17 protein-coding genes are annotated in these 17,881 nt (G+C 63.2%); 4 read left to right on the top strand and 13 right to left on the bottom strand.

Features of this window, described 5'->3' with window-relative positions:
• Nucleotides 1-236 precede the first annotated feature (236 nt).
• Nucleotides 237-1,151 (top strand): DMT family transporter, encoded by a 915-nt coding sequence (locus AC3IYG_RS15800; protein WP_489309939.1) that lies wholly within the window; start codon nucleotides 237-239, stop codon nucleotides 1,149-1,151.
• A 312-nt stretch (nucleotides 1,152-1,463) separates the two neighbouring features.
• Nucleotides 1,464-1,595: a PA1414 family protein gene (locus AC3IYG_RS15795; RefSeq protein WP_489309937.1), complete on the top strand. Its 132-nt coding sequence runs from the start codon at nucleotides 1,464-1,466 to the stop codon at nucleotides 1,593-1,595.
• A 98-nt stretch (nucleotides 1,596-1,693) separates the two neighbouring features.
• Here the strand turns inward: AC3IYG_RS15795 and AC3IYG_RS15790 are convergent, their stop codons facing one another.
• The 8 genes from AC3IYG_RS15790 to speB all read right to left on the bottom strand — a co-directional run bounded on the left by AC3IYG_RS15790 (nucleotide 1,694) and on the right by speB (nucleotide 9,496).
• The gene (locus AC3IYG_RS15790; RefSeq protein ID WP_489309935.1) at nucleotides 1,694-3,295 is read right to left on the bottom strand and encodes a 5-guanidino-2-oxopentanoate decarboxylase; all 1,602 of its coding nucleotides are present in this window, start codon (nucleotides 3,293-3,295) and stop codon (nucleotides 1,694-1,696) included.
• A gap of 51 nt (nucleotides 3,296-3,346) precedes the next feature.
• Nucleotides 3,347-4,069, bottom strand: a complete 723-nt coding sequence (locus tag AC3IYG_RS15785; RefSeq protein WP_489309933.1) for a class II aldolase/adducin family protein — start codon at nucleotides 4,067-4,069, stop codon at nucleotides 3,347-3,349.
• Between the two features lie 9 nt (nucleotides 4,070-4,078).
• Complete coding sequence (locus tag AC3IYG_RS15780) at nucleotides 4,079-4,810, bottom strand: amino acid ABC transporter ATP-binding protein (RefSeq protein ID WP_489309931.1); 732 nt, start codon at nucleotides 4,808-4,810, stop codon at nucleotides 4,079-4,081.
• Nucleotides 4,811-4,820: 10 nt separating this feature from the next.
• Nucleotides 4,821-5,561, bottom strand: a complete 741-nt coding sequence (locus AC3IYG_RS15775; RefSeq protein WP_489309929.1) for an amino acid ABC transporter permease — start codon at nucleotides 5,559-5,561, stop codon at nucleotides 4,821-4,823.
• A gap of 131 nt (nucleotides 5,562-5,692) precedes the next feature.
• Nucleotides 5,693-6,517: an ABC transporter substrate-binding protein gene (locus AC3IYG_RS15770; protein WP_489309928.1), complete on the bottom strand. Its 825-nt coding sequence runs from the start codon at nucleotides 6,515-6,517 to the stop codon at nucleotides 5,693-5,695.
• A 62-nt stretch (nucleotides 6,518-6,579) separates the two neighbouring features.
• Entirely contained in the window at nucleotides 6,580-8,103 is a 1,524-nt protein-coding gene (locus tag AC3IYG_RS15765) for a purine-cytosine permease family protein (protein ID WP_489309926.1), read from the bottom strand.
• A gap of 29 nt (nucleotides 8,104-8,132) precedes the next feature.
• Entirely contained in the window at nucleotides 8,133-8,540 is a 408-nt protein-coding gene (locus AC3IYG_RS15760) for a YybH family protein (RefSeq protein ID WP_489309924.1), read from the bottom strand.
• Nucleotides 8,537-9,496 (bottom strand): agmatinase, encoded by a 960-nt coding sequence (gene speB / locus AC3IYG_RS15755; RefSeq protein WP_489309923.1) that lies wholly within the window; start codon nucleotides 9,494-9,496, stop codon nucleotides 8,537-8,539. The genes AC3IYG_RS15760 and speB overlap by 4 nt, the downstream gene beginning before the upstream one ends.
• A gap of 222 nt (nucleotides 9,497-9,718) precedes the next feature.
• Between speB and AC3IYG_RS15750 the strand changes: the two genes are divergently transcribed.
• Entirely contained in the window at nucleotides 9,719-10,612 is an 894-nt protein-coding gene (locus tag AC3IYG_RS15750; protein ID WP_489309922.1) for a LysR family transcriptional regulator, read from the top strand.
• A 69-nt stretch (nucleotides 10,613-10,681) separates the two neighbouring features.
• Here the strand turns inward: AC3IYG_RS15750 and AC3IYG_RS15745 are convergent, their stop codons facing one another.
• Both AC3IYG_RS15745 and AC3IYG_RS15740 read right to left on the bottom strand, forming a co-directional pair.
• Complete coding sequence (locus AC3IYG_RS15745) at nucleotides 10,682-11,353, bottom strand: glutathione S-transferase family protein (RefSeq protein ID WP_489309921.1); 672 nt, start codon at nucleotides 11,351-11,353, stop codon at nucleotides 10,682-10,684.
• A 72-nt stretch (nucleotides 11,354-11,425) separates the two neighbouring features.
• Nucleotides 11,426-11,830 (bottom strand): SRPBCC family protein, encoded by a 405-nt coding sequence (locus AC3IYG_RS15740; protein WP_489309920.1) that lies wholly within the window; start codon nucleotides 11,828-11,830, stop codon nucleotides 11,426-11,428.
• A 67-nt stretch (nucleotides 11,831-11,897) separates the two neighbouring features.
• Between AC3IYG_RS15740 and AC3IYG_RS15735 the strand changes: the two genes are divergently transcribed.
• The gene (locus AC3IYG_RS15735) at nucleotides 11,898-12,518 is read left to right on the top strand and encodes a tRNA-uridine aminocarboxypropyltransferase (RefSeq protein WP_489309918.1); all 621 of its coding nucleotides are present in this window, start codon (nucleotides 11,898-11,900) and stop codon (nucleotides 12,516-12,518) included.
• Here the strand turns inward: AC3IYG_RS15735 and AC3IYG_RS15730 are convergent.
• Genes AC3IYG_RS15730 through AC3IYG_RS15720 form a run of 3 tightly spaced genes read right to left on the bottom strand, consistent with a single transcriptional unit; the run spans nucleotide 12,515 to nucleotide 17,440 of the window.
• Complete coding sequence (locus AC3IYG_RS15730) at nucleotides 12,515-13,873, bottom strand: HlyD family type I secretion periplasmic adaptor subunit (protein WP_489309916.1); 1,359 nt, start codon at nucleotides 13,871-13,873, stop codon at nucleotides 12,515-12,517. The two genes, AC3IYG_RS15735 and AC3IYG_RS15730, sit on opposite strands and share 4 nt — an antisense overlap.
• A 10-nt stretch (nucleotides 13,874-13,883) precedes the next feature.
• Nucleotides 13,884-16,034, bottom strand: coding sequence for a type I secretion system permease/ATPase (locus tag AC3IYG_RS15725; protein ID WP_489313931.1), 2,151 nt, complete (start codon nucleotides 16,032-16,034; stop codon nucleotides 13,884-13,886).
• A gap of 50 nt (nucleotides 16,035-16,084) precedes the next feature.
• Nucleotides 16,085-17,440, bottom strand: a complete 1,356-nt coding sequence (locus tag AC3IYG_RS15720) for a TolC family outer membrane protein (protein ID WP_489309915.1) — start codon at nucleotides 17,438-17,440, stop codon at nucleotides 16,085-16,087.
• Nucleotides 17,441-17,881: the final 441 nt, after the last annotated feature.

Raw genomic sequence — 17,881 nt, 5'->3', positions numbered from 1 at the left:
CGGTTGTTTCCCGTGCGGCGAGTCGGTGTTGACTGAGGCCGGCGCCTTTGTGGCCCTTGGTGTCGGTTTCTGCCTGGCAACCTCGGCCGGCTTGGGCGGATAATCGCGCCATCATTTTTTTTGCGCCGCTGCTGCCTGTGCAGCAGCTTGGCCTTTTCGCCAGCCTGCCGAGGCCCTTCAATGACGCGTTGTTTTTGCGCAGCAGTCCTGCAGCTATCCAGCCGTTGCGGCCAGCCATGATTGCCCCACGGCGCGGCGCCGATGCCTTCGCTTTCCAGTTGATGTTGGTCCTCTGCGTGATCTGGGGCATGCAGCAGGTGGCGATCAAGTCGGCGGCGGCGGACATAGTGCCGATCATGCAGGCCTCCAGCCGTTCCGGGATCGCCGCACTGCTGGTGGGCTTGCTGATGTATTGGCGCGGCCACTGGGCCGCGCTCACGCACGAAAACCTCGGTGCCGGCTCGCTGGCCGGCGGCTTGTTCGCCCTGGAGTTCCTGCTGATCGCCGTGGGCCTGGAATACACCACGGCCTCGCACATGGCGGTGTTCCTCTACACTGCACCGATTTTCTCGGCACTGGGCCTGCACTTCCTGCTGCCGAGCGAGCGTTTGCGCGGCTTGCAATGGCTGGGTATCGGTTTGTGCTTTATCGGCGTCGCCGTGGCTTTCGGAGCAGGCCTGTTGGCGGCTGAGTTCGACAGCCGAATCCTCATCGGCGATGCGCTCGGCGTGCTCGCCGGGATGGCCTGGGGCGCCACCACGGTGGTGGTGCGCACCTCGAAATTGTCCGAGGCGCCGCCGACCCTGACCTTGTTCTACCAGCTGTTCATTGGCTTCGTCGTGCTGCTGGCAATTGCTGCCGCCACCGGTCAGGTCGGGATGGTCAAGCTGACGCCGATCAGCCTCGGCAGCCTGCTGTTCCAGGCCGTGCTGGTGTCCTTCATCAGCTATTTCGCCTGGTTCTGGTTGTTGCGTCGTTACCACGCCTCGAACCTGGCGGTGTTCTCGTTCATGACCCCGCTGTTTGGCGTCACCTTCGGCGCGCTGCTGCTGGATGAGCCGCTGACCCCCAGCTTTCTGGTCGGCGCTGTGCTGGTGCTGCTTGGCATTCTCCTGGCCAGCGGCACGCCTTGGCTGCGGCGCTGGTTCTGAGTGGCAAGGCCAGGCAAGCCGCGCAGGTGACCGTATATCGGCTGCCAGGGCATTTGGCCAGTGCCGGGGCTTGGCGGATGTGGCGCAAGGGCGGGGTTGATGCCACTCTGAGGGTGTGGGTCGGGGTGCCGATCCGCGAATAAAGCTCTGGATTGCTCCAGATCAGCCTGAGGTGTCACTGCAGGACTACTCTTTCAATCGAGGGAAGATTCCTCAGCGACCCAGGTCAATGCACTGGATCAGTGGTTCCAAGGGGCGGGCGCAGCAACATTCGACGGCCCGGCCCGCTTGCTGTTTACAGAGGGACTCAAGATGAAAACCTGGCTACATACCTTGGCGTGGAAACTATCAGTCGCCCTTGGCCTGATCGAGGCGCCACGTCTGCAACCCATCCCGATTCCCAGTGACGAGCAGCGCCGTCTGGCCGAGCAGCGTCGGCGTTGAGCGCCTAGCGTCGATGACCACGCAAGTTGCCTGCAGGCATGTGCCGGCCTGCAGGGCTGCGTACAACTGAAATTCCCCGGTGCCAAGCCCGATGGCCTTCAGGGGTGGAAGGGCGCTTCCTCGCGCACTTCGATCAACAGCGGGCGATCGTTCGGCGCAGCTTGCAGCAGCTCTGCCAGGTGCGCCTGATCGCGCGCGTGTTCGGCCAGGCAGCCAAAGCCACGGGCGATGGCCAGGAAGTCCGGGGTGTAGATGTCGACGCCAAGCGGCGTGATGTCGCGGCGCTCCATGTAGCGCTTGATCTCGCCATAGCCATGGTTATTCCACAGTAAGACGACGATGCCGACTTTGGCCTCCACTGCGCTGGCCAGTTCCGGCAGGCTGAACTGCAGGCCGCCGTCGCCGATCAGGCAGATCACCGGCCGCGTCGGTTCTGCCAGCTTGGCACCGATGGCGGCTGGCAGGCCATAGCCCAGGGTGCCGTAGCCGGTGGAGGAGTTGAACCAGCGGCGTGGGCCGTCGAGGTCGACCAGGTGGTTGCCGCTGTACACGGTCTGGGTCGAGTCGCCGACAAAGCGCGCCTCGGGCAGTGCCGTCAACAGCGTGTCGAACAGCTGGCGGTAATGCTCCCAGCCGCTGAAGTCTTCCGCCAGTTGCCGGCGCACGGCCGCGGTGCGTTGGGCGCCGGGGCTGTTGGCATTCAGTTCGCCGGCCGGCAGTTCGGCCAGCAGTACGCGCATGGCCAGCCGCGCATCGCTGTGAATGGCCAGGCTGGGGAGGATATTGCGCACCAACTGCTGCGGGTCGATATCGATGCGGATCAGCTCGCCGTTGAGCGCGAAGCCGCCATCGAAGACCACGTCGTAATCGGTTTCACCCAACTCGGTGCCGATGGCCAGGATCACGTCGGCAGCCGCCGCCAGTTCGCGTACCGGCACCAGCGATTGATTACTGCCCAGTAGCAGCGGGTGTTCGGGCGGCAGCAGGCCTTTGGCGTTGATGGTCAGCGCTGTCGGTGCGTCCAGGGCGATGGCCAGGGCGCGGGCCTCTTGCTGGGTGTCCAGGCAACCACCGCCGAGCAGCAGTAACGGCCGTTTGGCGGCGCGCAGTTTGCTGGCCGCCTCGCGCAGTTGCGCCATGGCACCGGCCGGCCGGGCGATTTTCGGGCGCGGTTGCACGCGCATGTGCTCGGCCGAGGCGGTGATGATGTCCAGCGGCAGCTCGATGTGCACCGGCCGTGGTCGCTCGCTGTCGAACACCGCAAAGGCGCGTGCCAGTACCGCAGGCAACTGGTCGACGTCGAGCAGGGTGTGGCTGAAGGCCGTGACGCCGGCCGTCAGCGCGCGTTGGTCGGGCAGTTCGTGCAGGTAGCCGTTGCCACTGCCCAGGCGTGAGCGTTCGTTGACGCTGGAAATCACCAGCATCGGGATCGAGTCGGCGTAAGCCTGGGCCATGGCGGTGATGATATTGGTCATCCCCGGGCCGGTGATGATGAAGCAAACCCCCGGCTTGCCGCTGACCCGCGCATAACCATCGGCCATGAAGCCGGCACCTTGCTCGTGCCGTGGCGTGATGTGCCGGATCGAACTGTGCGGCAGGCCGCGATACAGCTCCACGGTATGCACGCCGGGAATGCCGAATACGGTATCGACGCCCCAGGCTTCGAGTTGCTTGACCAGAAATTCGCCGCAGGTCGTCATCGGCACTCCTTAACTGTTAGTGACAGGGTCGGCCGCCGGGGCGGCGGACCTTCAATTCTTGTAGTGCGGGTCGAGGCGGTCGAGTTTGCGCAGCCAGGCCTCCCAGAGCAGTTGGCGTTGCCATTCGCTGCCCTGGAATTGCTCGCAGGCATGTTGGCTGAGTTTACCGGGCATCTCGCGTATGCCTTGCAACGCGGCGGCGTGCAGCTGAATCTCGCAGGCCTTGTTCAGGTAATACATGACATAGAAGGCGTCGGCGACGCTGGCGCCGACGCTGAGCAGGCCGTGGTGGCGCAGGATCAGGGCGATGTTGTCGCCCAGCGAGGCGACCAGGCGCTCGCGCTCGCCGAGGTCGAGGGCAATGCCTTCGTAGTCGTGGTAGCCGACGCGCTGGTAGAACTCGGCGCTGATCTGGTTCAACTGCGCCAGACCGGCATCCGTCGCGGCGACCGCCATGCCGGCGAGCGTGTGGGTGTGGATCACGCAGTGCGCATCCTCACGCGCCATGTGCATGGCGCTGTGGATGGTGAAGCCGGCGACGTTGTAGTCCGCGTTACCGTCGAGCACCTGACCGTGCATATCGACGACGATCAGGTCGCTGGCGCGCACCTCTTCGAACAGCAGGCCGAAGGGGTTGATCAGAAAGCGCGGCTCGAGGCCCGGCAGGCGCACCGAGAAATGCGTGTAGAGCGTGTCGTCCCAGCCGAACAGGGCGGCCAGACGGTAGGCGGCGGCCAGGTCGCGGCGCAGAGTGGCTTCGGTCGGTGTGTGCATGGTGGGCCGTCAGTGGCTGATCTGTGAGAGAAAGGCGCGGGTGCGCGCATGTTTCGGGTGATCGAAGAATTCGGCCGGGGTGGCGGTTTCGACGATCTGCCCGGCGTCCATGAACACCACGCGGTCGGCGACTTTGCGAGCGAAGCCCATCTCGTGGGTGACGCAGAGCATGGTCATGCCTTCCAGGGCCAGTTCGGTCATCACATCCAGCACTTCGCCGACCATTTCCGGGTCGAGTGCCGAGGTCGGCTCGTCGAACAGCATCACTTTCGGGTTCATGCACAGCGCGCGGGCGATGGCCACACGCTGCTGCTGGCCACCGGAGAGCTGGCCGGGTTTCTTGTGCGCCTGGGAGCCGATATGCACCCGGTTCAGGTAGCGCAGAGCCTGTTCCTCGGCCTGCGCGTGGGACACCCCGCGCACCTTCATCGGCGCCAGGGTGCAGTTTTCCAGTACGGTCAGGTGCGGGAACAGGTTGAAGTTCTGGAACACCATGCCGACTTCACGGCGCACATTGGCGCTGCCGCGCTTGCTGGAAACATCCTGGTTTTCCACGGTGATGGTGCCGGTGTCGTGGGGCGACAGGCGGTTGATGCAGCGGATCAGGGTCGATTTGCCGGAGCCGGACGGGCCGCAGATGACGATTTTCTCGCCCTGGCTGACCGAGAGGTTGATGCCTTGCAGCACTTGAAAGTCGTCGTAGCGTTTGCCGACGTTTTCCAGACGGATGATTTCGTTCATGGCCAGCTCCTCAGATGCGCCGCATACGGGCAAGGGTGCGTTGCAACAGACCGACACTCTTCGCGCCGTCGCTCACATGGTCCCAGGACAGTCGGCGTTCCAGGCGGTGTTGCAGCCAGGTCAGGGTGTAGACCATGACCAAGTAGTAAACCAAGGCCACCGCGTAGTATTCGGAGAACTGGAAGGTGGTGGAGACCGTTTGCGAGGTCACGGCCATCAGTTCCTGCAGGGAAATCACCGAGGCCAGCGAGGTGATCTTGAGCAGGGTGATGAATTCGTTGGCGGTCGGTGGAATCGCGATGCGCGCCGCTTGCGGCAGGGTGATGTAGCGGAAGATCTGCCAGCGCGACAGACCCAGCGCATGACCGGCGGCGTGCTGGCCCTTGTCCAGGGCTTTCAGCGCACCGCGGTTGATCTCGACCTGATAGGCCGCCTCGTTGATGCTGAGGGCGATCCAGGCGGCGAAGAATGGGGTGAACCAGGCTTCGCGGAAAACCGGGAAGAATTGCGGCAGGGCGTTCCAGACGAACAGCAACTGCAGCAGGGTCGGGGCGCCACGGAATACGCTGAGTACGCCGCGCAACAGCATGCGCGCCGGGTTGTTCGGGCCATCCAGGGCCAGGGCGGCGGGTATCGACAGGGCGATGCCGACCGAGTGCGAGAGCAGCGCCAGCAGCAGGGTGATGCAGGCGCCCTTGAAGAACGGATAGGACGTCAGGGCGTCCCAGAAGACGGCTACATCGAATTGCATGAGCGTGTCCTTTGGCGAGAGAAGCGATTTGCAGGGCGTTGCGCAGTGGGCAACGGCCTGTCCGACGCGCTACCCGCTACGCCGCCAGTCGGGGCTGGCGCAGCGGGCAGCGCTTTGGGGTCAAGCAGGCATCATTGCCCGGTGATTTCCACGTTGGCCGGATCGAGCTTCCATTTCTCGCTGATGGCCTTCAGCGTGCCGTCGGTCTTGAGCGCCGTGATGGCATCGTGGACGGCCTGCTTGTCCGCTGCGTTGGGCAGCATGTAGGCACCGAAGATATCCTTTTCCGGGAAGCTGTAGAGGGTCTTGAACTGGCCCGGTGTCTGCAACTCGCGGTAGGCGATTTCGGTGTCCTGGGACAGCCCGGCGGCGGCCCGGCCGACCAGTACCTGCTGGGCCACATCGCTGCCCTTGGGGTAGGTCTGCAGGGTGGCCGGGGTCTTGCCGGCGGCGGTCAGCTGCGCGTTGAGCTTCTCCATGATCGCCACATAACGGGTGCCGGACTGCACCGCGACGACTTTGCCGGACAGATCGTCCAGGGTGTTCAGCTTGAGGTCACTCTTGCCGCTGCCGAACACGATGGTGGCGCTGGCCAGGTAAGGCACGGCGTTGAGCTTCTGGGTGCGCTCGGGGGTGATCAGGGTGCCGCTGATCACCACATCGCAGCGCTTGGATTCCAGACCCGGCAGCAGGCCGGTGAATTCGGTGACGATGAAGCGCGCCGGCACCCCCCAGTGTTTGCCCAGGGCACGGATCAGATCGGCATCGAAGCCGCTGGGCTCGCGGTCGCCGGATTTCTCGAAGAACTCCAGCGGCGGGAAAGTCGGATCGGAGCAGACATTGAGGCTGCCACCGCTGACGAAGGACGGTTTGCTATCGGCCGCCTGCAGAGTTGGGCACAGGGCTGCGGTGAGCAGGCCGAGCAGGGCAACCAGGTGAGTCGAACGTGTGCGCATCGGTAACTCCTTATAAGGCTTGGTGCATCGGTTATTGGCAGTGAAGTTAAAGCCGTTTGTTGTTATGCGATTTTTGCGGAGCCTTTGGAATTCTGTGGCGTGCCGGCCTTGCGGCTACCGACCCAGCGTGGTCCCTGGGGGCCATACACCTCGGCGGGTTCGGGGAACAGGATCAGCAACACCAGGTAGAGGATGGAGGCCAGGCCGAGGGTGACGGGCAGGCTGATATCGATACCGCCTGCCAGGTCGCCCAATGGGCCGACGAACTGCCCCGGCAGGTTGACGAAGCACAGGCCGATCAGCGCGCTGGGAACCCAGGCGCCCATGCCGCGCCAGTTCCAACCGTGGGTGAACCAGTAGCGACCACCGGTTTCGCCACGGGTGAAGACTTGCAGGTCATCCGGGCAGTAGAAGCCACGGCGAATGATCAGCCCGAGGATCATGATCACCATCCACGGGCTGGTGCAAGTGATGATCAGCACGGCGAAGGTCGACACGCTCTGCACCAGGTTGAAGGCGAAACGGCCGATGAAGATGAAGGCAATCGACAGTACGCCGATCAGCAGCGTGGCCTTGACCCGGCTGAGAACCCGCGGGAACACGCTGGACATGTCCAGCCCGGTGCCATACAGCGCGGTGGTGCCGGTGGACATGCCGCCGATTACCGCGATCAGGCACACCGGCAGGAAGAACCAGGCCGGCGACACGGCGAGCAGGCCGCCGACGTAGTTGTTCGCGGCGATGTAGTCTGGCGCATTGGCGGCAACGATGGTGGCGGTGACCAGGCCGAAGAAGAACGGGATCAGGGTGGCGATCTGTGCGGCGACCACGGCCAGCATGATCCGGCCCTTGGAGGTGTCACGCGGGATATAGCGCGACCAGTCGCCGAGGAATGCGCCGAACGAAACCGGGTTGCTCATCGCCAGCAAGGTGGCACCGATGAAGGCGGCCCAGAAGCCTTCGGCACCCAGGTTCACGCTACCGGCGAAGCTGGCGTCGAACGGCCCGGCGAAGGCGAAGATGCCGAGCAGGAACAGCAGGCTGGCGGCCCATACCGCAATCTTGTTGACCCAGAGCATGAAACGGAAGCCGTAGATGCACACGGTCAACACCAGCAGGGCGAACAGGCCGTAGGCCAGGCCGAGGCTGAGGTCGGTTTCCGGCAGGCCGAACAGGCGCTTGGCGCCACCGACCAGGGCATCGCCCGAGCTCCACACCGACAGCGAGAAGAAGGCGATGGCGGTGAGCAACGACAGGAAGGAGCCGACGATACGCCCGTGTACGCCGAAGTGCGCACCGGAGGAAACCGCGTTATTGGTGCCGTTCAGCGGCCCGAACAGGCCCATCGGCGCGAGGATGATCGAGCCGACCAGTACGCCGAGCAGAATTGCCCACACCCCGGCCTGGAACGACAGGCCGAAGAGCACCGGGAAACTGCCGAGTACGGCGGTGGCGAAGGTGTTGGCGCCGCCGAAGATCAGGCGAAACAGGTCGATCGGTTTGGCGTTGCGCGCGGCGTCCGGTATCTGTTCGACACCGAAGGTTTCAATCTGGGTAATGGCGTGCTGCTTATTGTTGTTATGCATGATTTCCCTCCCGGGAATGACTCAGCTGATCAGGTCGATGGCCGCTGCTCCGGCATTGGCGACAAGTGTTCGTGGCAGGCCAGCCAGCGGCCTCCCTCTTGGGGTTGCTGGCGGAAAACGATGGTCTCGCGCTCCTGGCTCAGGCTCTCACTGCCCTGGATGCTCAGCCGGGTGGTGACGTCGTGGATGAAGATGGCGACATCGCCCTGCAGGCTGACGAACTGATTGCTCGAGGTGCAGGCCAGCACCTGGAAACCCTCGCGCTGCCAGCTGTCCCACAGTTCGCGGTAAGCGCTGCGCGAGAGCAGCGGCTGCTCGCAGGTATGGAAGACGAAGCTGGCGTCCGCGCTGAAGGCGGCGAAGTAGGCTTCGGTGTCATTGCTGGCGAAGGCCGCCACCAGTTGCCGGGCGGCTTCGAGTACCTGTTGGCTGCTCATCGTTTTTCCACGCCCGGCAGCACGCAGAGCATTTCGTAGAGCAGGTTGGCGCCGAGCAGCGAGGTGTTGCCGCTGGTGTCGTAAGGTGGGGAGACTTCCACCACGTCGCAACCGATCAGGTCCAGGCCCTGGCAGCCACGGATGATTTCAATCGCCTGGATGGTGGTCAAACCACCGATTTCCGGGGTGCCGGTGCCAGGCGCCCAGGCCGGGTCGATGCCGTCGATATCGAAACTCAGATAAACCGGGCCGCCGCCGACTTTCTCGCGCACTTCGGCCATCAGCGGTGCCAGCGACTTGTGCCAGCACTCTTCGGCTTGCACTACGCGAAAGCCCTGTTTGCGGCTCCAGTTGAAGTCTTCGCTGGTGTAGCCCTGTGCACGCAGGCCGATCTGCACCACACGGTCGCAGTCCAGCAGGCCTTCTTCCACCGCGCGGCGGAAAGTGGTGCCGTGGGCGATCTTCTCGCCGAACATGTGATCGTTGACATCGGCGTGGGCGTCGATGTGTACCAGGCCGACCTTGCCGTGCTTCTTCTTGATCGCACGCAGGATTGGCAGGGTGATGGTGTGGTCGCCACCGAGGGTCAGCGGCAGGATGCCGTGACCGAGGATACGGTCGTATTCCTCCTCGATGATGCGTACGGCATCGAGCAGGTTGAAGGTGTTGATCGCCACGTCGCCGATATCGGCCACGTTCAGCGAATCGAACGGGGCGGCGCCGGTGGCCATGTTGTATGGGCGGATCATCACCGACTCGACGCGGATTTCGCGTGGACCGAAGCGGGTGCCGGGGCGCAGGGAGGTGCCGATGTCCAGTGGCACGCCGATAAAGGCGGCGTCCAGTGCGTCGAGTTCGGCGGGGGTCTGAATGTGCGGCAGGCGCATCATGGTAGCGATGCCGCCGAAACGGGGCATTTCGTTACCGCCCAGGGGCTGATGGAGGATCTTGTCCACGGGATGGCCTCATGCTTGTTGTGGTTGTAAGAGTGGGGCCGATTCTGCGCAGCATGGGCAGCGGGAAAAATCGCTGGCGGCAAATACTTAGTTCAGAGATTTCTAAACTAATGGCCTGCGGATAGACTGGCTTTTGTAGGCGCGGGCCATGCCCGCGAAGATCGAGCATCGCGGGCATGGCCCGCGCCTACGGTATCCAGTCATCCTTGCCGTGGAACCCCGATGAGCCAAGTCCTACCCGACCTGAAATTGTTGCGGATCTTCGTCAGCGTGGTGCGCCACCAGGGGTTCGCGGCGGCGCAACAGGAGCTGAACCTGTCCACGTCGGCGATCAGCACCTACATGAGTCAGCTGGAAGGTCAGCTCGGGCTGAGCCTGTGCCATCGCGGTCGCGGCGGTTTCAGCCTGACCAGCAAGGGCGAGCTGTTCTTCCAGGAAACCCTGCGCCTGCTCGGCGAGATGGAAGGGTTCGAACGCTATGCGGCGGCGCTCAAGGGCGAGTTGCGCGGCACGCTCAACCTGGGGGTGATCGACTCGACGGTCAGCGACCGGGCCTTGCCGTTTGCCGAGGCCATCGGCGCCTACAGCCAGGAACACCCGGCGGTCCACCTGCATCTATCGGTGATGAGCCCTTACGAGTTGCAGTTGGGGGTGCTGGATAACCGCCTGGACCTGGCCATCGGCGCCTTTTCGACGCGCATGAACGGGCTGGTTTATCAGGCGCTTTATCGTGAGCAGCATTGGCTGTACTGCAGCGATCGCCATTCCTTGTTCACCGAGCGGCGGATACCGGCCGAGCTGATCACCCAGCAACGCATGGTCGGGCGTGGGTATTGGAGCCAGGCCGAGCTGGCGCGGCACGGCTTCAAGCACAGCGCGGCGACCGTGGAGAGTATGGAGGCGCAGTTGATCCTGGTGCTGTCCGGCGCCTACATCGGTTATCTGCCCGAGCATTACGCGCAGCCTTGGGTCGACCAGGGCCGCTTGCGCCCCTTGCTGCCGACGACATTCGGCTACCAGGCGCCGTTCTCGCTGACCTTGCGCCGCGGCCGCTCCCGCGAGCCGTTGATCCAGACTTTTCGCGATCTGCTCAAAGCCCAGCTCAACCAGGGCTGAGGTGCCGGCTGACAGCCCGCTATCGCCCTGGCGAGGGGGCTACTGCGTCAGCCCCTTTTGAGCCCGGCCTCAACTGAGCAACTGATACGGACCGCCGTTCGCCAGCGCCCGCTGGTAGGCCGGGCGGGCGTGGATGCGCTGGAGAAACGCGCTCAGCCGCGGTCGGCTGGCGTTCAGCCCACCACGGGTCTGGGCCACCTCCAGCGGGAAGCTCATCTGAATGTCGGCGGCACTGAAGCTGTCGCCGGCGAACCACGGACTCTTGCCCAGTTCGCTCTCCAGATAATCGAGGTGTTTGTCGATCTGCGGCTGGATGAATGTGCGTTTCGCCTTGCCGGCGATGGCCTTGGCAATCGGACGGATGAAGAACGGTGTCGGCCCGTGCTCGATCCGGTCGAACACCAGCTTGAGTAGTAGCGGCGGCATGGCCGAGCCCTCCGCATAGTGCAGCCAGTAGCGATAGCGCAGCCGTTCGGGGCTGCCGACAGCTGGTTGCAGTTGGCCGTTAGCATAACGCTCCACCAGGTATTCGAGGATGGCGCCGGACTCGGCCAGGGTCAGTTCGCCGTCGCTGATCACCGGCGACTTGCCCAGCGGATGCACGGCACGCAGCGCGGCCGGTGCCAGCATGGTCTGTGGGTCGCGCTGGTAGTGCTTGATCTCGTAGGGCAGGCCGAGTTCTTCCAGCAGCCAGAGCACGCGCTGCGAGCGGGAGTTATTCAAGTGGTGGACGGTGATCATCGTGCGGCTCCTTGGTGATGGACTCAGGTTGTGTTCAATATCTGCTGCGCTCGCGACGATCTTGTGCAGTTCTCAGGGGTTTTCCAGCAACTGCTTGAGGCTTTCGAGGTCGCGTCTGACCCAGTCGGCATCGGCGGCGAACTGGACGTCGTCCATCCCTGGCTGGCGAAACAGGGTGAACACCAGGTCGCAGCCACTGCCGTTGGCGATCACCCGCAGGGGTATATAGATCTCGACGCCGGGCTCGGGGCTGACATAGTGGTCGAGCACGCCGAAGGCATTGGTTTCACTGAAGCGGATACGGACGCGGCCCTGGGCGGTGTCGGCGACCCATTCGCCATCGACCTGCCGCAGGCTGCCGCCGAGCCCGGAGGCCCAGAGTGGGAAGTTGCCCGGTATCGAGGCGAATCGATAAACCGTCTGCGCATCGCGGTGAATATGCACACTGATGGTTTGTGCCGCCATTGGCTCGTTCATAAGGCTCCTCGCCTGCTCGGAGTGGCTGCAATGCTTATGGCACACTGCATGGCCTGGGAGAACTCGTATGTCACGCCTGCATTGCCTTCGTTGTACCCGCCCGCTCAAGCATTGTTTGTGCGCGCTGATTCCGCAATTGGATAGCCGCACGCGGTTGTTGATTCTGCAGCATCCGAGCGAGGTCCGGCATGCCTTGAACACCGCGCGGCTGGCGGCCTTGGGGTTGAACAATGCCGAACTGCTGGTGGGTGAGGTTTTTGCCGATCTGGCGCAGCGCCTGGCCCGGCCGGGTTACCGGCCCTGTCTGCTGTTTCCCGGCGCCCAGGCGTTGCCGCTGCATGATTATGTCGCCGTCGAGGCTGAGCCTTTGTTGCTGGTGGTGCCGGATGGCACCTGGCGCAAGGTACGTAAACTGCTGCACCTCAATCCGCTGCTGGTCGCTTTGCCACGGGCGAGCCTGCCCGAGGGGCTGAGCTCGCGCTACCGCCTGCGCAAGGCGCCGATGCCCGGCGCGCTGTCGACCCTGGAAGCGATTGTCGTGGCGTTGGACATCAGCGAGGCACCGCAGCGTTTCGATGCCTTGTTGCGGCCTTTCGAGGCCCTGATCGAGGGGCAGATCGCGGCGATGGGCGTCGAGACTTTCCAGCGCAACCATGGGGGCAAGGTCGATTGTGGCAGGGTCGATTAGCGCTCGTGCAAGGCTTCGGCGCGGGCTTTGAGCACGGGTTTGAGCAGGTAATCCAGTACGCTTTTCTCGCCGGTGATGATGCCGACGTTGGCAATCATGCCGGGGATGATCAGCAGCGGATGCGCATCCGTACCCAGGTGGTTCTTATCGGTGCGCACCTGGATCAGGTAGAAGCTGTTGCCCTTGTCGTCGGTCACGGTGTCGGCGCTGATCAGCTCCAGTTTGGCCTTCATCCCGCCGTAGATGGTGTAGTCGTAGGCGGTGAACTTGACCATGGCGCTCTGGCCCGGGTGGAGGAAGGCCACGTCCTGCGGGCGCACACGGGCTTCGATCAACAGGTTGTCTTCCAGCGGGACGATTTCCAGCATGTCGCTGCCGGGCTGCACCACGCCGCCGATGGTGTTGATCTTCAGTTGCTTGATGATGCCGCGTACTGGGGAGAGCACCGTGGTGCGGCTGACCCGATCCTGAATGGCGACGCTGGTGGCGGTGATCTTTTGCAGCTCGGTGCGCTTTTCGTTCAGCTCTTTGGCGGCGTCGGAGCGGAACGCCAGTTCGGATTCTTCGATCTTGCTTTTGATTTCGTTGATCGCCGACTCGGCGCGTGGAATCGCCAGGGTGGTGGCGTCCATCGAACCGCGGATCTCGACCGCGCTGCGCCGTAGCCGGAGAATCTCCACCGGGGAAATGGCACCGGTGGCCACCAGCGGTTCGGACATGTTCAGTTCCTGCTGCAGCAGGCCCAGGCTCGAGCGGTACTGCTGCTGTTTCGAGCGGAACTCGGCCAGCTCCTGGGTTTTCTGCCGCAGCTGTTCGCCCAGGGTGCGTTGTTCGCTGTCCAGGCGCCTTTGCCGCGAGCTGTAGAGGGCCAGTTCGTCTTCGGCGAGTTGCGGCGCACTGCGGGTGATTTCTTCCGAGAGGGCGATAGGCCGGCCCTCGGCTTCGGCGGACAAGCGCTCGACGCGGGCCACCAGGGCCATGCGGTCGGCCTCGGTTTCGCCTTTGTTGGAGAGAAAGCGGGTGTCGTCCAGGCGCAGCAATTTGTCGCCCTTGTTCACCACCTGGCCTTCGCGGACGAAGATTTCGGTGACGATGCCGCCTTCCAGGTTCTGGATCACCTGGACCTTGCTCGAAGGGATGGCTTTGCCTTCGCCATTGGTGACTTCGTCGAGCACGGCGAAATGGGCCCACAGCACTGCCGTGATGAGCAGGGCGCAGGTCACCCAGAGCGTCAGCCGTGCCAGCCACGGCGAGTCTTCCAGCGCGGCGCCGTCGACCTCCGGCATGAATTCGGTGTCCTGCCTGTGTTGGCGCAGGCTGGCGAAGTAACCGCGAAGCGGTTGTGTGAGTGCCATGCGCGGTCTCCTACACGGGGGCCGGGCCGACGCGGCCCTTGCGCAAGGCTTCGATCACCGTCTCTTTCGGCCCGTCGGCGACGATATGGCCGTTGTCCAATACGATCAGCCGGTCCACCAGACTGAGCATCGAGGATCGGTGGGTGATCAGCAGCAACGTTTTGCCTTGTGCCCAGGTTTGCAGGCGGTTGCGGAGGATTTCCTCACTGGTGTTATCCATGGCGCTGGTCGGTTCGTCGAGCAGCAGAATCGGTGGGTCGAGCAGCAGGGCGCGGGCCAGCAGCACCGCTTGCCGCTGGCCGCCGGAGAGCAGTTGGCCGCGCTCCCCGACCGGGCGCTCGAAGCCTTGCGGATGTTGCCGGGCCAGCTCGCTGACGCCGGTCATTTCGGCGACTTCGAGCATGCGCGCATCGCTGACATAACGGGCGCCGAGGGTCAGGTTGTCGCGCAGGCTGCCAGAGAGCAGGGGCAGGTCATGGGCCACATAGCCGATTTGATGGCGCAGGTCGGCGACGTCGAGCTGGCGCAGGTCGAGGCCATCCAGCAGCAGTTGGCCTTCATCCGGGGTATAGAACCCCATCACCAGCCGCGCCAGGGTGCTTTTGCCGGAACCGCTGCGGCCGATGATGCCGATGCGCTCGCCAGCCGCCATGCGCAGGCTGACATTGGCCAGCGCCGGGGTGCTTTGTCCCGGGTAGCGGAAATTCACCTGATGCAGGTCCAGCGCACCTTTGAGTTGGGTGCGCTCCAGCGGCCGTTGCTTGGCCTGGCGCTCCTGGGGTAGGGCCATCAGCGCATTGGTGCTTTTCATGGTGATTTGCGCTTGCTGATAGCGGGTGATCAGCCCGGCGATCTGCCCCAGCGGCGCCATGACCCGGCTGCCGAGCATGTAGGAGGCCACCAGCGCGCCGACACTCAGGTTACCGGCAATGATGCTGTAGACGCCGGCGACTATGGTGGCCATGCCGGAGAGTTGCTGGAGGAACAGGGTGCCGTTGGTGGCCAGCGCGCAAAGGTGGCGCGCGTGCGCGTCCAGGCGGGTCAGCGCGCCATGGGTGGTTTCCCATTTGTGCTGGCGTTCGCTTTCGGCACTGCAGGCTTTCAGCGTTTCCAGCCCGCCCAGGGTTTCGATCAGCAGGGCCTGGCGCTCGGCGCCGAGGGCCAGGCTTTTCTGGACGGTATCGCGCAGGCGCGACTGGATGATAAAGGCGAAGAGGATGGTGATCGGAAACGCCAGAAGCGGAATCACCACGATCCAGCCACCGAGCAAGCCGATTACCACGACCATCAGCAGCGCAAAAGGCAGGTCGATGATGCTGGTCAGGGTCACGGCGGTGAGAAACTCACGCAGGCCCTGGAAGTCATGGATGCTTTGGGCGAAGCCGCCGACGCTGGCCGGTCGGGCCTTCATCGACATGCCGGTGATGCGCTCGAACAGGGTGGCGGAGAGCACCACGTCGGTTTTCTTGCCGGCAACATCCAGCAGGTGGGCGCGCAGCACGCGCAGCAGCAGTTCGAACACGGTGCCCAGCAACAGGCCGATGGACAGCACCCAGAGGGTCGAGGTGGCCTGGTTGGGCACGACGCGGTCGTAAGTCTGCATCACGAACAGCGGGACCATCAGGCCCAGCACGTTGATCAGCAGGCTGGCCAGGATCGCGTCGGTATACAGCCAACGGGAAAGCTTGAGGGTGTCGCGGAACCAGGCCTCGACCCTTGGTACCAAGGGCTTGCGGGCATCTTCCAGTTCATGCCGTGGGCGGGCGAACAGGGCCTGGCCGCTGTACTCGGCGGCGAGTTGTTCGCGGCTGACCCATTGCTCGCCACCTTCCGCTTCGCTGGGCAGAATCAGCGCCTGGTCTTTTGCTCCCCATTGGCGCAGCACCGCGCTGCGGCCGCCTTTGAGCAGCAGTAGAACGGGCAGGTTGAGTGCGGAAATGGCGCTCAGGTCGCGGCGCAACAGTCGGCCTTGCAAGCCTGCCCGCGCCGCGGCCCGTGGTAGCAGTGCGGCACTCAGCCGTTGCTCGGGCATGGGCAGGCCTGCACTCAGGCTGCCACGGCTGGCAGAACAATTGTGCAAGTTGCAGAGGATCAACAAACCATCCAGCAATGGATCGTCGTGGCTAAGCCGCGGATCTCCGGATGGCCCTGCCCGCTCCATGGTCGTCACTGTCTACTACTCCTGAGCCGGTACTGCTTCACTAGCCGGTGCTATTTCATTTCCGGGAGCTGCGCCTCGCTCTTCACGTCGTTCAGCGCCGTGGCTTCAGCCGGAAGCACGATGCCTTGGGTGCGCAGCAACTCGCCCATGGCCGACATCACCCGATACATGGAAAACTCTTCGATGTATCGCACTTCGGTGTAACGCCGATTGGCGGTGAACAGTTCGTTCTCGCTGTCGAGCAAGTCGAGCAGGGTGCGTTGCCCGAGGCCGAACTGTTGTTGATAGGCCTCGCGAACCCGCGCGGTGTTGTCCGCATAGTTGCGCGCTATGGGGGTTTGCAGGCGGGCGTTTTCCATCGCGTTCCAGGCCAGCGAAATGTTTTCGTTGATCACCCGCAGCGCATTGTTGCGGATATCCATCGCCTGGTTGATCTGGTAAGCCGAGGACTGCAGTCGCGCCTTGTCGCGCATGCCATTGAACAAGTTGTAGTTCATCACCACCCCGGCGCGCCAGGAGTTGTCGTGGCCTTCGTCGCCTTGGGTGTTGTTGTTGGCGGTTGTCGCCAGTTCCGCATCGAGGCGCGGATAAAACGGCGCCTTGGCCACCTCATACTGCTTCTCGGCAGCCGTCACGTCGGATTGCGCGGATTTGAGGAAAGGGTTGTTCGCCATCACCGCTTGCCGTGCGGTAGGCAGGTCTGGGGGGAGTTGGCCCTTGATCGTGGTCGGGGACTCCAGTTCATCCGGCAGACGCCCTACGGCACTGAAGAAGCTGGCCTCGGCATCGGCCAGGTTGACCTGTTCGGTGTAGAGGTTGTTTTCCGCCAGGGCCAGACGCGCGCTGGACTGGTCGAGGTCCGCCGTGCTGCCCACGCCACGCTCGCTGCGCAGGCTAATTTGGTCGCCTACGCGTTGGTGCGCTTGCAGGTTGTTCTTGGCCAGCACGACCATCTCCCGGCGTTTCAGCACATCCAGATAAACCTCGACGGTGCGCAGCGCCAGGCTTTCCGAGGTGCCCAGCACGTAATAGGCCCGCGAGTTGACCACGGCTTGGGTGCGTGCGACTTCGTTCGGGGTGTTGAACCCGTCGAACAGCATTTGCCGCAGGCGCAGTTCGGAGGTGCCGTACGTCAAGGTTTCTTCGTTGTGACCGCTCAGCCCGCGGGTGCTCGGGTTGTCAGAGTGCTCGCGGCCATAACCGGCAAGCGCATCGACCGTCGGCAGGTAGCCGCCTTTCGCAACTTTCACGTTTTCATCCGAAGAGAGCCGGTCGTTCATGCTGGCCTGGATTTCCGGATGGTTATCCACCGTACTCTGAATCGCCTGCGACAGCGTCATCGCCTGGGTATGAGCGCAGGTCATGGCCAGTAGCATGCCGCTCCACAGGGGGGTCAAAACGCGCATGAGATGTTTCTCCATGTTTAGATATTGCATTCCTGGTGCCAATTATTTGGCTGATTTTTAGCTCTAACCGTTTCAGCCTTGTAACATCAAAGCTAAGGACATCTTTTGGCGAAACTAAGAAAAAATCTTCACAAGGGTTATGTCGAAAAAATCTTATGCGCTCTGCCAAAACGGGCACATTGTTTTTCCATGAGGGCCACGTTATTCGGGGCATCTATATTTTTTTTGTGACTAAAAGCAACGGTCAAATTCGGTTTAGGGCGTAAGGGATGGGGATGTATCTGGTGGAGTTGTACGAGGCTGGCTAGGGCGATATATTTTTGACGTCATGGCATTTTGATGTGTCAGCAGCGTTCTGTCTTCTCAGTTGATTTCTTCGCACTCCCTCAGTTTTGAAAGGTTTTTGACCTTTTTGAGATACGTGTCGGCGGTTGTCGACAG

It is taken from the genome of Pseudomonas sp. KH_027 (genome assembly GCF_057838565.1).
The sequence above is the reverse complement of the archived record's forward strand: the minus strand, read 5'-3'. Positions and strand labels throughout refer to the sequence as shown.

Excerpts from the sequence above, each read along its gene's own strand:
- AC3IYG_RS15800 (WP_489309939.1), top strand. The coding sequence starts at position 237 with ATGATTGCCCCACGGCGCGGCGCCGATGCCTTCGCTTTCCAGTTGATG.
- AC3IYG_RS15795 (WP_489309937.1), top strand. The coding sequence starts at position 1,464 with ATGAAAACCTGGCTACATACCTTGGCGTGGAAACTATCAGTCGCCCTT.
- AC3IYG_RS15790 (WP_489309935.1), bottom strand. The coding sequence starts at position 3,295 with ATGACGACCTGCGGCGAATTTCTGGTCAAGCAACTCGAAGCCTGGGGC.
- AC3IYG_RS15785 (WP_489309933.1), bottom strand. The coding sequence starts at position 4,069 with ATGCACACACCGACCGAAGCCACTCTGCGCCGCGACCTGGCCGCCGCC.
- AC3IYG_RS15780 (WP_489309931.1), bottom strand. The coding sequence starts at position 4,810 with ATGAACGAAATCATCCGTCTGGAAAACGTCGGCAAACGCTACGACGAC.
- AC3IYG_RS15775 (WP_489309929.1), bottom strand. The coding sequence starts at position 5,561 with ATGCAATTCGATGTAGCCGTCTTCTGGGACGCCCTGACGTCCTATCCG.
- AC3IYG_RS15770 (WP_489309928.1), bottom strand. The coding sequence starts at position 6,517 with ATGCGCACACGTTCGACTCACCTGGTTGCCCTGCTCGGCCTGCTCACC.
- AC3IYG_RS15765 (WP_489309926.1), bottom strand. The coding sequence starts at position 8,103 with ATGCATAACAACAATAAGCAGCACGCCATTACCCAGATTGAAACCTTC.
- AC3IYG_RS15760 (WP_489309924.1), bottom strand. The coding sequence starts at position 8,540 with ATGAGCAGCCAACAGGTACTCGAAGCCGCCCGGCAACTGGTGGCGGCC.
- AC3IYG_RS15750 (WP_489309922.1), top strand. The coding sequence starts at position 9,719 with ATGAGCCAAGTCCTACCCGACCTGAAATTGTTGCGGATCTTCGTCAGC.
- AC3IYG_RS15745 (WP_489309921.1), bottom strand. The coding sequence starts at position 11,353 with ATGATCACCGTCCACCACTTGAATAACTCCCGCTCGCAGCGCGTGCTC.
- AC3IYG_RS15740 (WP_489309920.1), bottom strand. The coding sequence starts at position 11,830 with ATGAACGAGCCAATGGCGGCACAAACCATCAGTGTGCATATTCACCGC.
- AC3IYG_RS15735 (WP_489309918.1), top strand. The coding sequence starts at position 11,898 with ATGTCACGCCTGCATTGCCTTCGTTGTACCCGCCCGCTCAAGCATTGT.
- AC3IYG_RS15730 (WP_489309916.1), bottom strand. The coding sequence starts at position 13,873 with ATGGCACTCACACAACCGCTTCGCGGTTACTTCGCCAGCCTGCGCCAA.
- AC3IYG_RS15725 (WP_489313931.1), bottom strand. The coding sequence starts at position 16,034 with ATGGAGCGGGCAGGGCCATCCGGAGATCCGCGGCTTAGCCACGACGAT.
- AC3IYG_RS15720 (WP_489309915.1), bottom strand. The coding sequence starts at position 17,440 with ATGCGCGTTTTGACCCCCCTGTGGAGCGGCATGCTACTGGCCATGACC.